At 60.7% G+C, this 12,507-nt stretch carries 14 protein-coding genes; 8 read left to right on the top strand and 6 right to left on the bottom strand.

Annotated elements, in window-relative coordinates:
• Positions 1-17: 17 nt before the first annotated feature.
• The 4 genes from ORL50_RS00995 to pilG all read right to left on the bottom strand — a co-directional run bounded on the left by ORL50_RS00995 (position 18) and on the right by pilG (position 3,597).
• Positions 18-2,078: a methyl-accepting chemotaxis protein gene (locus ORL50_RS00995; RefSeq protein WP_416236001.1), complete on the bottom strand. Its 2,061-nt coding sequence runs from the start codon at positions 2,076-2,078 to the stop codon at positions 18-20.
• Between the two features lie 147 nt (positions 2,079-2,225).
• Entirely contained in the window at positions 2,226-2,759 is a 534-nt protein-coding gene (locus ORL50_RS01000) for a chemotaxis protein CheW (protein ID WP_266009311.1), read from the bottom strand.
• Between the two features lie 10 nt (positions 2,760-2,769).
• The gene (pilH, locus tag ORL50_RS01005; RefSeq protein ID WP_101209186.1) at positions 2,770-3,135 is read right to left on the bottom strand and encodes a twitching motility response regulator PilH; all 366 of its coding nucleotides are present in this window, start codon (positions 3,133-3,135) and stop codon (positions 2,770-2,772) included.
• A gap of 57 nt (positions 3,136-3,192) precedes the next feature.
• Complete coding sequence (gene pilG, locus ORL50_RS01010) at positions 3,193-3,597, bottom strand: twitching motility response regulator PilG (RefSeq protein WP_077046044.1); 405 nt, start codon at positions 3,595-3,597, stop codon at positions 3,193-3,195.
• Between the two features lie 247 nt (positions 3,598-3,844).
• On the opposite strand from pilG, the gene gshB reads away from it, so the two are divergent.
• From gshB to ORL50_RS01045, 7 genes are all read left to right on the top strand, one after another.
• Positions 3,845-4,816, top strand: coding sequence for a glutathione synthase (gene gshB, locus ORL50_RS01015; protein ID WP_266009317.1), 972 nt, complete (start codon positions 3,845-3,847; stop codon positions 4,814-4,816).
• Positions 4,817-4,922: 106 nt separating this feature from the next.
• Positions 4,923-5,822, top strand: coding sequence for an energy transducer TonB (locus ORL50_RS01020; RefSeq protein ID WP_266009320.1), 900 nt, complete (start codon positions 4,923-4,925; stop codon positions 5,820-5,822).
• A 246-nt stretch (positions 5,823-6,068) separates the two neighbouring features.
• Complete coding sequence (locus tag ORL50_RS01025) at positions 6,069-6,641, top strand: YqgE/AlgH family protein (RefSeq protein WP_266009322.1); 573 nt, start codon at positions 6,069-6,071, stop codon at positions 6,639-6,641.
• Complete coding sequence (gene ruvX / locus ORL50_RS01030) at positions 6,641-7,084, top strand: Holliday junction resolvase RuvX (RefSeq protein ID WP_247294412.1); 444 nt, start codon at positions 6,641-6,643, stop codon at positions 7,082-7,084. Before ORL50_RS01025 ends, ruvX begins: the two co-directional genes overlap by 1 nt.
• Positions 7,085-7,164: 80 nt before the next feature.
• A complete protein-coding gene (gene pyrR / locus ORL50_RS01035) occupies positions 7,165-7,671 on the top strand; it encodes a bifunctional pyr operon transcriptional regulator/uracil phosphoribosyltransferase PyrR (protein WP_266009327.1) in 507 nt (168 codons plus the stop codon).
• 27 nt (positions 7,672-7,698) lie between these two features.
• A complete protein-coding gene (locus ORL50_RS01040) occupies positions 7,699-8,703 on the top strand; it encodes an aspartate carbamoyltransferase catalytic subunit (protein ID WP_007913665.1) in 1,005 nt (334 codons plus the stop codon).
• Positions 8,700-9,971, top strand: a complete 1,272-nt coding sequence (locus tag ORL50_RS01045) for a dihydroorotase (protein WP_266009340.1) — start codon at positions 8,700-8,702, stop codon at positions 9,969-9,971. Before ORL50_RS01040 ends, ORL50_RS01045 begins: the two co-directional genes overlap by 4 nt.
• A gap of 91 nt (positions 9,972-10,062) precedes the next feature.
• Here the strand turns inward: ORL50_RS01045 and ORL50_RS01050 are convergent, their stop codons facing one another.
• Complete coding sequence (locus ORL50_RS01050) at positions 10,063-10,482, bottom strand: NINE protein (RefSeq protein ID WP_266009342.1); 420 nt, start codon at positions 10,480-10,482, stop codon at positions 10,063-10,065.
• A gap of 250 nt (positions 10,483-10,732) precedes the next feature.
• Here ORL50_RS01050 and ORL50_RS01055 point away from each other — a divergent pair, with 250 nt between their 5' ends.
• Positions 10,733-11,341, top strand: coding sequence for a C40 family peptidase (locus ORL50_RS01055; protein ID WP_266009344.1), 609 nt, complete (start codon positions 10,733-10,735; stop codon positions 11,339-11,341).
• Between the two features lie 129 nt (positions 11,342-11,470).
• Here ORL50_RS01055 and ORL50_RS01060 read toward each other — a convergent pair whose 3' ends face one another.
• A complete protein-coding gene (locus tag ORL50_RS01060; RefSeq protein ID WP_266009346.1) occupies positions 11,471-12,505 on the bottom strand; it encodes a type IV pilus twitching motility protein PilT in 1,035 nt (344 codons plus the stop codon).
• Between the last annotated feature and the right edge of the window lie 2 nt (positions 12,506-12,507).

The following is a 12,507-nucleotide window of genomic DNA, read 5'->3' on the forward strand; positions in this document are numbered from 1 at the left end:
CCTGCGCCTGCCACGCCCTATACTTTATCAGCAGCCTGCGCACTCGCCGCGGGCAAGGTGAAACCGGACACCGAACGCCGCAGCTGACTGGCCATCTTCGCCAGGTTGCCGATGCTTTCGGCGGTTGCAGTGGAACCAGACGAGGTCTGCGAAGTGATCTGCTGGATCACGTTCATCGTCAGGGAGATCTGTCCGGCCGAGGACGTTTGCTGCTGGGCGGCATTGGAAATGCTCTGGATCAGCGCCGCGAGCACTTTGGATACGCCTTCGATTTCTTCCAGGGCTACTCCGGCATCCTGCGCCAGCCGTGCGCCGCGCACCACCTCGGTGGTGGTCTGTTCCATGGAAATCACAGCTTCATTGGTGTCAGTCTGAATCGCCCGTACCAGGGTCTCGATCTGCCGGGTCGCTGCCGATGAGCGCTCGGCCAGGCGCTGCACTTCATCGGCAACCACCGCGAAGCCGCGCCCGGCGTCACCAGCCATCGAGGCCTGGATAGCCGCGTTCAAGGCGAGGATGTTGGTCTGGTCGGCGATGTCGTCGATCAGGCTGACAATATCGCCGATTTCCTGTGAAGACTCGCCGAGACGCTTGATCCGCTTGGCGGTGTCCTGAATCTGCTCGCGAATGTTGTCCATGCCATGGATGGTGTTGTGCACCACCTCGTTACCCTTATTGGCGATTTCCACGGAGCGTTCGGCCACCGCCGAGGACTCGGCCGCGTTGGCCGATACCTGGTCGATGGACTGAGCCATGTCGTTGATTGCCGTGGAGGCTTCGGAGATCTGCTGCGCCTGATGCTCGGAAGCTTGCGCCAGATGCATGGCCGTGGCCTGGGTTTCTTGTACGGCGGCGGCCACCTGGCCAGCGGTCAGGTTGATGGTTGCCACCAGGTCGCGCAGTTGGTCGACGGAATAATTGATCGAATCCGCGATGGAGCCGGTGAAATCTTCCGTCACCGAGGCCGTCACCGTCAGGTCGCCGTCTGCCAGGTCTTCGATCTCGTCGAGCAGGCGCATGATCGCGGTCTGGTTGCGTTCGTTCTTTTCGGCGGTTTCGCGCAGTTGGCGATTGGTTTCGCGCACCATCACCAGGCCGATAAGGATAATCGAAGCAAGCGCCAGCAAGCCCAGGACATAACCGCCAATGGTATCGGTATGACGTCCGCCGGCCAGGTTTTCAAAACCGTTGGCCAGGTGCGACGCTTCGTCCAGCAGGGTTTGCGACAGGCTGAAAATGTTCGTGGCAGATTCCCGGACCTTGAACAGCTCAGGCGAAGTTTCGAGTATTTCATCGACGGAACCCGAGACGAATTCGAACAGCTCGGAAATCTCCACCAGGCGGGCCCGGGCATCGCGGTCCTCGACCTGGCTGACTTTCAGCGCCGGATCACCTTGCAGCATGCCCGTCAGGACCTGGCCGAAGCGTGCCGCATCGCGCCCGAAGATATCCGCAGCCTGTTGCGAGTTCTCATCCCCGGACAACACGGTGTTCACCGCCCCCAGGATCCGTTCGGCCAGCAATGATTGGCGCTGAGCCATCGCGACCTGGGCGGCTGGCGCGCCGCGCTGCAGGAGAATTTCCACGACTTTTTCGTATTCGACCTGCAGCTGCGGCACCGTCTCGGCCAGGGTCGCGGCGACCTGGTGCAGCGACAGCACGGTCTGTTCGCTGGTAAGGATCGCGTCGGTATTTTTCAGCAGCCGCTCCCAGTCCGTTTGCACCGCGCGCATTTCCGGGCGCACGGCAGACGGCGCAGGAGGCAGGCCGGTGGAGGGGTCGCCCTGCTTCAGATAACTCCAGCGCTGGGCAAAATCATTGCGCGCATCGCTGAGCAGTTTGAACGCAGCGGCCTTGCCGGCGGCGGCTTCGGTAGCATTCTTGGCGATACGCTGGGACAGCACGCGCAACTCGCCCGCATGGCCGATGTACTGCTTGTCGTACGTAGCCTGGGTGTTGAGATACGCGAAGTTGGCGAACAACAGCATGATGAAGATGATCAGCGCGATGAACAGCACGATGATCTGCGACCGGCTGCGCGACCCTTCCATTGGCTTGCCTGTTTTTGCTTTTATCATCGGTCCTCGCCTGTAACACCACCTGTGACCCTTGCCGAAGAACCCTGTGGGAGCGGGCTTGCTCGCGAATGCGGTGGATCATTGGGCATTGATGTCGACTGACACATCGCATTCGCGAGCAAGCCCGCTCCCACAAGTGGTCCGCGTTTACAGCGCGACATGCATGAAGCCTTGCGACTGCGCCAGTGCAAACGGGCTGAACACCTGCCAATCCTGCTCACGTTGAAACCGTCCCTTGATAAACGGTGCAATCGGGCCGCTCAAGTTATCCACTGGCTCCAGGCTGCCCTGGGCAAAATGCTGCAAGCCGAACACTTCGTCGACCATCAATCCGGCGAACACCTCGTTGTGCTCCACCACCAGGACCCGGCGCTGCTTGCGCACCGCCGATAGCTCCAGGCCGAAGAAGCCGCACACGTCCATGATCGGCAGCAAGCGCCCGCGCAGGTTGGCCACGCCCTTGACCCAGGTTTTTACCCCAGGCAACTGGGTGCAGCGCGGCTCGTGCAGCACTTCACTGATTTCGCCCATGGGCGCGACATACCAGTGCTCGCCCAGGCGAAAGCCGATGCCGCTCCAACTGTCCTGGCGGGTCGGTTGGGAAGGTAGATCCGCCGCCAGCAGACGGCAGCGCTGATCAATTTGCAGCAGCAGTTCGAAGGCAGTCAGCGATTCGCTCATGGCCCGATGATCAGCCGGCCAGCACGTTGTTCAAGGTCTTGATCAGGGTGTCTTCGTCGACTGGTTTGGTCAGGTAATCCTTGGCGCCCTGGCGCGTGCCCCAGACCTTGTCGGTGTCCTGGTCCTTGGTGGTGATGATGATCACCGGGATGTGCCCGGTTTCCGGGTCCTTGGTCAACTGCCGGGTGGCCTGGAAACCGTTGAGGCCGGGCATGACGATGTCCATCAGCACCGCGTCAGGTTTTTCCTGGCGGGCCAGGGCTACGCCGTCGGCGCCGTTCTCGGCTTTCAATACTTCGTGACCGTGCTTTTCCAGCATGCCAGTCAGTTTGTACATCTCAGTCGGCGAGTCATCAACGATCAGAATTCGTGCCATGGTCTTCCCCATTCTTGTCGGCGCCGGGCCCATTGGCCCAGCGTCACTGTGCGTGTCCTACTGCGGCAAAACGGCGGCAAACCCCGGAACATGGGCCTGGATCGCGTTCAGCAATTCTTCCTTGCTGAAAGGCTTGGTCAAAAACTGGTCGGAGCCGACGATGCGCCCCTTGGCCTTGTCGAACAGCCCGTCCCGGGACGACAGCATGATCACTGGCGTGGATTTGAAGGCGCTGTTGTTCTTGATCAGGGCGCAGGTCTGATAGCCATCCAGGCGCGGCATCATGATGTCGACAAAGATGATGCCGGGATGATTGTCGGCGATCTTCGCCAGCGCATCGAAACCATCGATGGCCGTGATGACCTCGCAGCCCACATTTTTCAGCAAGGTTTCGGCGGTGCGGCGAATCGTCTTCGAATCGTCGATCACCATGACCTTCAAGGCGCTGGAATGCTGATCCATATTTGCTCTACCGTCGCCTTTGCGAATCAATTTGTCCGTTTTCGGATCTTCTCGGGCTCGAAACCCTTGATGTTCAAGGGCCAAGCCTTTTTAGCACAGTCTCCAAATCCAATCTATCGGGGGACTGGTGCGGTGGTTTTTCTTGACCGCAAACACGCCCGGCGCCACTCTGACGCCACTTTTATATAGCCCTGCGGCTCGCTCCCACAGTGGATCGACACAGCCCCACCCATTCGAGGAATACCCCATGAGCGTTCGCGTCGGGATTGTCATGGATCCCATTGCCGGCATCTCCTATAAAAAGGATAGCTCGCTAGCCATGCTGCTGGCTGCACAGAAGCGCGGCTGGGAACTGTTCTATATGGAACAGCGCGACCTGTACCAGGGCGAAGGTGAAGCCCGGGCGCGCATGCGTCCGTTGAAGGTTTTCGCCAATCCGGAAAAATGGTTTGAGCTGGAAGCCGAGACCGACGCGCTGCTGAGCGATCTGGACGTGATCCTGATGCGCAAGGATCCGCCGTTCGATATGGAGTTCGTCTACTCCACTTATCTGCTGGAGCAAGCCGAGCGCGCCGGCGTGCTGGTAGTCAACAAGCCGCAAAGCCTGCGCGACTGCAATGAAAAGCTGTTCGCCACACTGTTTCCGCAGTGCACTCCGCCGACTGTGGTCAGCCGTCGCGCCGACGTGCTGCGTGAGTTCGCCGCCAAGCACGGCGATGTGATCCTCAAGCCTCTGGACGGCATGGGCGGCACCTCGATCTTCCGTCACCGCGCTGGCGACCCGAACCTGTCGGTAATTCTCGAAACCCTGACCGCGCTGGGCGCCCAGCAGATCATGGGCCAGGCATACCTGCCAGCCATCAAGGACGGCGACAAGCGCATCCTGATGATCGACGGCGAACCTGTGGATTACTGCCTGGCGCGCATTCCGGCAGCCGGTGAAACCCGCGGCAATCTCGCGGCTGGCGGTCGTGGCGAAGCGCGTCCATTGAGCGAAAAAGATCGCTGGATCGCTGCTCAGGTCGGCCCGACATTGCGCGAGAAAGGCCTGCTGTTCGTCGGCCTCGACGTGATTGGCGAGCACCTGACGGAAATCAACGTCACCAGCCCCACCTGCATCCGCGAGATTGATAATGCCTTCGGCACCGACATTGGCGGCCTGCTGATGGATGCGATCGAGAAGAAGCTGCAAGCTGTCAGCCTCAAGCCGCAAGCTTGAAGCACGCGACATACAGCTTGTCGCTTGCAACTTGAAGCTTGAAGCTAAAAACCAACATTGCGTTATCATGCCGAGCCCGTAAAAACGCGATGTTGGTTTTTTTGCCATGACACTCCCGTCCGATCTGCCCGTCGAACTCGCCCACCGTGGTGTGCGCCCGGCCGATCGCCTCGGATTTACCCTGTTTCTCGCAGCACTGATTCACCTTGCATTGCTGCTGGGCGTCGGCTTCACCATGGTCGAGCCCAAGCAGATCAGCAAAACCCTGGAAATCACCCTCGCCACCTTCAAAAGCGAAAAGAAGCCCGAGAAAGCAGATTTCCTGGCTCAGGAAAACCAGCAAGGCAGCGGCACCCTGGATAAAAAGGCGATACCCAAGACTACCGAGGTCGCGCCCTTCCAGGACAACAAGGTGCAGAAAGTCACTCCGCCGCCGGCCGCCAAGCCGCAAGTCCAGGAAGCGCCACCCAAGGCAGCCGTGACCACTGTTGCGCCGAAGCCGAAGAAAGCCCCGGCAAAAACCGAAGCGCCCAAGGCTGATGCCAAACCCAAGGTTGCCGCACCGACATTCGACAGTGAACAGCTGTCCAGTGACATCGCCAGCCTCGAAGCGGAACTGGCCAACGAACAACAGCTGTACGCCAAGCGTCCACGCATCCACCGCTTGAGCGCCGCCTCGACCATGCGCGACAAGGGCGCCTGGTACAAGGATGAATGGCGCAAGAAAGTCGAGCGCATCGGCAATCTGAACTACCCCGACGAAGCCCGCCGCAAGCAGATCTACGGCAATTTACGGCTGATGGTCTCGATTAACCGCGACGGCTCGCTGTATGAGGTGCTGGTGCTCGAATCCTCCGGACAGCCGCTGCTGGACCAGGCGGCCCAGCGCATCGTGCGGCTCGCGGCGCCATTTTCGCCATTTACCGGCGACCTTTCGGACATCGACCGCCTGGAAATCATCCGCACCTGGAAATTCGCCCGCGGCGACAGACTGTCCAGCAATTAAGAATGCGCGGACCGTAGCAACTGGCGAAACCCGCACTCCCCCGTAGCAGCTGGCGAAGCCTGCGTTCGGCTGCGAAGCAGTCGTAAAACCATGCGACTGCGTTTTTGCAGGTGTCCGGCGTTTTCAGGGTTTACGACTGCTGCGCAGCCGAACGCAGGCTTCGCCAGCTGCTACAGGGGTCGGTGAGCGCATTTCCTGTGCATCCCCAGCTTGTCAGTTTGCCCCTCCAACGCCACACTAGCGCTCATGAAAAACGTCAGCCCCAGTTACCTCAAGCATCATTTCCTGATCGCCATGCCGCACATGGCCGACCCGAACTTTGCCCACACCTTGACCTACATCGTCGAGCACACGGCCAATGGTGCCATGGGGCTGGTAGTCAACCGTCCGCAAGACCTCAATCTGGCCGACATCCTCGAGCAATTACGCCCCGATATCGAGCCACCCGTGTTGTGCCAGCATGTGCCGATTTTCATCGGCGGCCCGGTGCAGACCGATCGCGGATTTGTCCTGCACCCTTCAGGGCAGACCTATCAGGCGACCGTTGATCTGGAAGGCGACCTGTCCCTGTCGACTTCCCAGGACGTGTTGTTCGCGATCGCCGATGGCGTCGGCCCGGCGAAAAGCGTGATCACCCTCGGTTACGCCGGTTGGGAAGCCGGGCAGCTGGAGTCCGAGCTGGCCGACAACGCCTGGCTGACCTGCCCGTACAACGCCGACATCCTGTTCAATACCAGCAGCGAACTGCGCCTGGAAGCGGCGGCCCGGCACCTGGGGATCAACCTCAGCCTGCTGACCAGTCAGGCGGGGCACGCCTGATGGCCCTGCGGTTGATTCTCGGGTTCGACTACGGCACCAAACAGATCGGCGTTGCGGTCGGCCAGGTGATTACCGGCCAGGCTCGCGAGCTATGCACCTTGAAGGCGCAGAACGGCATCCCCGACTGGAATCAGGTCGAAGCCCTGATCAAGGAATGGAAACCCGACGCTGTCGTGGTCGGCCTGCCCCTGAATATGGACGGCACGCCCAGCGACATGTGCCTGCGCGCGGAAAAATTCGCCCGCCGCCTCAACGGCCGCTACAACCTGCCCTTCTATACCCACGATGAACGCCTGACCACCTTCGAAGCGAAGGGCGAGCGGCGTGATCGCGGCGGACAAAAAGGCAGCTACCGCGACAACCCGGTGGACGCCATCGCCGCCGCTTTGCTGCTACAAGGCTGGCTCGACGAAAACACCGCACTGTTCCAATCTCAATCCTGAAGAGCCGCCTCGCGACTCTCTAAGCTGCAACCCGGGCCTCGCTCAAGCAGAATCTGGCCCGGGCCCAAGAAGGAGCAACCATGAGCCTGCCCAATCCCGCCGAACTGATCAGCCAGATGGCGACCCGTCTCAAGGCGCACCTGGAACATCGCGGCATCAGCGAACCGCGCTACATCGGCATTCGCACCGGCGGAGTCTGGGTTGCCCAGGCCTTGCTCGACGAACTGGGTAGCGACGCGCCGCTCGGCACCCTGGACGTATCCTTCTATCGTGACGACTTCAGCCAGAACGGCCTGCACCCGCAAGTCCGCCCTTCTGCCCTGCCGTTCGAGATCGAAGGCCAGCACCTGGTGCTGATCGACGATGTGCTAATGAGTGGCCGCACCATTCGCGCCGCCCTCAACGAACTGTTCGACTACGGCCGCCCGGCCAGCGTGACGCTGGTCTGCCTGCTGGACCTCGACGCCGGCGAGCTGCCGATCCGCCCGAACGTGGTCGGCGCGACCCTGTCGCTCGCCGCCCATGAACGGGTGAAATTGTCCGGTCCTTCGCCGCTCGTGTTGGAACTGCAAGACTTCGACCTTTAATCCGCCCTATTGAGAGTCCCCCTCGCGATGACGCCTCTAGACACCAAGCGCCCGCTGCAGCTCAATGATCAGGGCCAGCTGCGCCACTTCCTCTCGCTCGACGGTTTGCGCCGCGAGCTGCTGACGGAAATCCTCGACACCGCTGACTCGTTCCTCGAAGTCGGCGCCCGGGCGGTGAAAAAAGTCCCGCTGCTGCGCGGCAAGACCGTGTGCAACGTGTTCTTCGAGAACTCCACCCGCACTCGCACGACCTTCGAGCTGGCGGCCCAGCGGCTGTCGGCGGACGTCATCACCTTGAACGTGTCGACTTCCTCGGCCAGCAAGGGCGAAACCCTGCTCGACACCCTGCGCAACCTGGAAGCCATGGCCGCCGACATGTTCGTCGTGCGCCACGGTGATTCCGGCGCGGCGCACTTCATTGCCGAACATGTCTGCCCGCAAGTGGCGATCATCAACGGTGGCGACGGCCGCCACGCGCACCCGACCCAGGGCATGCTCGACATGCTGACGATTCGTCGGCACAAGGGCGGCTTCGAAAACCTCTCGGTGGCCATCGTCGGCGACATCCTGCACTCACGAGTCGCGCGTTCGAACATGCTGGCGCTGAAAACCCTTGGTTGCCCGGACATCCGCGTGATTGCGCCGAAGACCCTGCTGCCGATCGGTATCGAGCAATACGGCGTCAAGGTCTACACCGACATGACCGAAGGCCTGAAAGACGTCGACGTGGTGATCATGCTGCGCCTGCAGCGCGAGCGTATGACTGGCGGCCTGCTGCCGAGCGAGGGCGAGTTCTACCGCCTGTTCGGCCTGACTACCGCGCGCCTGGCCGGCGCGAAGCCGGACTGCATCGTCATGCACCCGGGCCCGATCAACCGCGGGGTGGAAATCGAGTCCGCAGTGGCCGATGGCCCGCACTCGGTGATCCTCAATCAGGTGACCTACGGGATCGCCATTCGTATGGCCGTGTTGTCCATGGCCATGAGCGGGCAAACCGCGCAGCGTCAATTCGAGCAGGAGAACGCCCAGTGAAGCTCAGCATTCTCGGCGCACGTGTCATCGATCCAGTCAGCGGGCTGGATCAAGTTACCGATATCCACATCGAAGCCTGCAAAATTGTCGCCCTGGGCGCCGCACCCGCCGGCTTCGTCGCAGTCGATACCATTGAAGCCCAAGGCCTGGTGGCCGCGCCTGGCCTGGTCGACCTGAACGTCGCCTTGCGTGAGCCCGGCTACAGTCGCAAAGGTTCGATCATCAGCGAAACCCGTGCAGCGGCGGCCGGTGGCGTAACCAGCCTGTGCTGCCCGCCCAAAACCAAACCGGTGCTGGACACCTCGGCTGTAGCCGAACTGATCCTCGACCGCGCCCGTGAGGCCGGCAACACCAAAGTCTTCCCGATCGGCGCCTTGAGCAAAGGCCTCGACGGCGAACAGCTGGCCGAACTCGTGGCCCTGCGTGATGCCGGATGCGTGGCCTTCGGCAACGGCCTCGAAAGCTTCCGCAACACCCGCACCCTGTGCCGGGCACTGGAATATGCGGCGACCTTCGACCTGACGGTTATCTTCAACTCCCAGGACCATGATCTGGCTGAAGGCGGTCTGGCCCACGAAGGCCCTACCGCGAGCTTTCTCGGCCTGCCGGGCATTCCGGAAACTGCCGAAACCGTGGCCCTGGCCCGGGACCTGCTACTGGTCGAGCAAAGCGGCGTGCGTGCGCACTTCAGCCAGCTCACCAGCGCCCGTGGCGTGGCCCTGATCGCCCAGGCCCAAGCCCGCGGCTTGCCGGTGACCGCCGATGTTGCCCTGTATCAGCTGATCCTGACGGACGAGGCGCTGATCGACTTCAGCAGCCTTTATCACGTCCAGCCGCCACTACGCACCCGCGCTGACCGCGATGGCCTGCGCGAGGCAGTGAAGTCTGGTGTGGTGTCGGCCATCTCCAGCCACCACCAGCCCCACGAGCGTGATGCCAAACTGGCGCCGTTTGGCGCAACCGAACCGGGCATCAGCAGCGTCGAACTGCTGCTGCCGCTGGCCATGACGCTGGTGGAGGATGGTTTGCTCGACCTGCCGACCCTGCTGGCGCGCCTGAGTGCCGGCCCGGCCGAAGCATTGCGCCTGCCGGCGGGCAAGCTGGCGGTGGGTGGTGCAGCGGATATCGTGTTGTTCGATCCGGCTGCTTCGACCGTGGCCGGAGAGAACTGGCTCTCCAAGGGCGAGAACTGCCCGTTTATTGGCCACAGCCTGCCGGGGGTGGTGCGGTATACCCTGGTGGATGGGCGGATTAGCCACCAGGCCTAGAAACAAAAAGATCGCAGCCTGCGGCAGCTCCTACAGGGAAACGCATATCCCTGTGTAGGAGCTGGCGAAGCCTGCGATCTTTTGATCTTGCTTAACGGCGCTGTGCGTTACGGACTGAAACCTGGTCATTCAACGTCCAGAAGTCATACAGCACCCCAATAAAGAACAACCCACCGGTCACCAGATACAGCAACCCGCTGATCCATTTGCCCTGATACATCCGGTGCACACCGAACACCCCCAGGAACGTCAGCAGAATCCAGGCGACGTTGTATTCGATTGGCCCAGCGGCAAAACGCAGGTCTGCCTCGCGATCCATGGCCGGGATCAGGAACAGGTCGATCAGCCAGCCAATGCCCAGCAAACCAAAGGTGAAAAACCAGATCGTCCCGGTCACCGGCTTGCCGTAATAAAAGCGGTGCGCGCCGGTGAATCCGAGGATCCACAGCAGGTAGCCGATGACCTTGCTATGGGTGTCCTGGTGCGGAACGGGGTGTTGATAGGTATTCATGGATGACCTCGATTCACACGATAGATAAATATTCTTTAATTCTTTGTGACTTTTTTACGCGTGGCCGACAGATGGCAAATGTTATCCTGTGGCGCGCTAAAGTCTTGTCCCGTAAGACATTTGCTTGAAGCCTAGCGTACATCTGTCGCCAATTTGGTTCCCTTGAGACCGTCGCGAATCGACCAACGGGTCCGGAATGGACAAAAAAGCTGTTATAAAGTTGCGCGCTAACCAATATGAGCCCTGCCTAATGCGTCCATTTTTCAAGACATGGCTAACCATTTGCCTTTTGATGCCACTGGCCGCCCACGCCACCAATCGTGAGCAACGTCTTCCTAACGTTAATGGTTACACCCCGAAATCCCATGCTTCTGCCCCTTCGAGCAAAAGCAAGAAAACCGCTCCAACCCTGACCAGCAAGAGCAGCCTGGTTCCGCCGATGGCGAGCAAGGAAAGCAGCAACGTGCTCAGCCGTGCAGTGAATGTGCTCGGTACTCCCTATCGTTGGGGCGGTAGCAGCCCAAGTAAAGGGTTCGACTGCAGCGGCCTGGTGAAATACGCGTTCAATGACGCGACATTCGACCTGCCGCGCACTTCGAATGCCATGGCCAGTGGTCATGGCGAGAAAGTCGATCGCAAGGATCTGAAGCCCGGCGACCTGATTTTCTTCAACATCAAGAGCCGTCGGGTCAATCACGTCGCCATTTACCTGGGCAACGACCGCTTCATCCACGCACCGCGTCGCGGCAAGTCGGTGAGCATCGATACCCTGAAGAAACCGTATTGGGAAAAACACTACGTAGTGGCCAAGCGGGTACTGCCGAAAGAACAGAACGCCTTGCGGGTTGTTCAGCGCTGATCTGAAGCCACGAAATTCGCCGAACCTTGCGGCCCTATCGCGAGCAGGCTCACTCCTACATTGGAATGCATTTCCCTGTAGGAGTGAGCCTGCTCGCGATGGCGCACATGCAAGCGCCACAAATCCCCATTAAAAATTATCGGGCGACCGCGCCTTCTCCCGCGCATGCTCGCGACTGATCAGCCCCTTGCTGACCAGATCCTTCAAGCACATATCCAGCGTCTGCATCCCCAACGACGCACCCGTCTGAATCGACGAATACATCTGCGCCACCTTGTCCTCGCGAATCAAGTTACGGATCGCCGACGTTCCCAGCATGATCTCGTGGGCGGCAACCCGGCCGCCGCCAATTTTCTTGATCAGCGCCTGTGACACTACCGCCAGCAGCGACTCGGAGAGCATCGAACGCACCATGGACTTCTCGTCCCCAGGGAACACGTCCACCACCCGGTCGATGGTTTTTGCCGCCGAAGTCGTGTGCAACGTGCCGAACACCAGGTGCCCGGTTTCCGCTGCTGTCAGCGCCAGGCGAATGGTCTCCAGGTCGCGCATTTCACCCACCAGAATCACGTCCGGATCCTCACGCAGCGCCGAGCGCAAGGCTGTGGCGAAGCTGCGGGTATCGCGGTGGACTTCGCGCTGATTGATCAGGCATTTGCGCGACTCGTGGACAAATTCGATCGGGTCCTCAATGGTAAGAATATGGTGATGACGGTGGTTATTCAGGTAGTCGATCATGGCCGCCAGGGTCGTCGACTTGCCGGAGCCAGTAGGCCCGGTGACCAGTACCAGCCCGCGCGGGGCCTCGGTGATCTTGCGAAACACGTCCCCCATGCCCAGGTCATCCATGCTCAGGACTTTCGAAGGGATGGTGCGAAAAACCGCACCGGCGCCACGGTTCTGGGTGAAGGCATTGACCCGAAACCGCGCCACGCCGGGCACCTCAAAGGAAAAATCGCTCTCCAGGTGCTTCTCGAAGTCCACGCGCTGGGTGTCATTCATGATTGCGTAGATAAGCTCCTGCACCTGCTTGTGGTCCAGGGCAGGCAGGTTGATGCGCCGCACATCACCGTCCACTCGAATCATCGGTGGCAGGCCGGCAGACAAGTGCAGATCGGACGCGCCCTGTTTGGCGCTGAAGGCCAGCAGCTCAGTGATATCCATAG

This window comes from Pseudomonas sp. RIT-562 (assembly GCF_026241895.1).
Classification (GTDB): domain Bacteria; phylum Pseudomonadota; class Gammaproteobacteria; order Pseudomonadales; family Pseudomonadaceae; genus Aquipseudomonas; species Aquipseudomonas mandelii_F.

Excerpts from the sequence above, each read along its gene's own strand:
- ORL50_RS01040 (WP_007913665.1), top strand. The coding sequence starts at position 7,699 with ATGACGCCTCTAGACACCAAGCGCCCGCTGCAGCTCAATGATCAGGGC.
- ORL50_RS01020 (WP_266009320.1), top strand. The coding sequence starts at position 4,923 with ATGACACTCCCGTCCGATCTGCCCGTCGAACTCGCCCACCGTGGTGTG.
- ruvX (WP_247294412.1), top strand. The coding sequence starts at position 6,641 with ATGGCCCTGCGGTTGATTCTCGGGTTCGACTACGGCACCAAACAGATC.
- ORL50_RS01000 (WP_266009311.1), bottom strand. The coding sequence starts at position 2,759 with ATGAGCGAATCGCTGACTGCCTTCGAACTGCTGCTGCAAATTGATCAG.
- ORL50_RS01060 (WP_266009346.1), bottom strand. The coding sequence starts at position 12,505 with ATGGATATCACTGAGCTGCTGGCCTTCAGCGCCAAACAGGGCGCGTCC.
- ORL50_RS00995 (WP_416236001.1), bottom strand. The coding sequence starts at position 2,078 with ATGATAAAAGCAAAAACAGGCAAGCCAATGGAAGGGTCGCGCAGCCGG.
- ORL50_RS01025 (WP_266009322.1), top strand. The coding sequence starts at position 6,069 with ATGAAAAACGTCAGCCCCAGTTACCTCAAGCATCATTTCCTGATCGCC.
- ORL50_RS01055 (WP_266009344.1), top strand. The coding sequence starts at position 10,733 with ATGCGTCCATTTTTCAAGACATGGCTAACCATTTGCCTTTTGATGCCA.
- ORL50_RS01050 (WP_266009342.1), bottom strand. The coding sequence starts at position 10,482 with ATGAATACCTATCAACACCCCGTTCCGCACCAGGACACCCATAGCAAG.
- pilG (WP_077046044.1), bottom strand. The coding sequence starts at position 3,597 with ATGGATCAGCATTCCAGCGCCTTGAAGGTCATGGTGATCGACGATTCG.
- gshB (WP_266009317.1), top strand. The coding sequence starts at position 3,845 with ATGAGCGTTCGCGTCGGGATTGTCATGGATCCCATTGCCGGCATCTCC.
- pyrR (WP_266009327.1), top strand. The coding sequence starts at position 7,165 with ATGAGCCTGCCCAATCCCGCCGAACTGATCAGCCAGATGGCGACCCGT.
- pilH (WP_101209186.1), bottom strand. The coding sequence starts at position 3,135 with ATGGCACGAATTCTGATCGTTGATGACTCGCCGACTGAGATGTACAAA.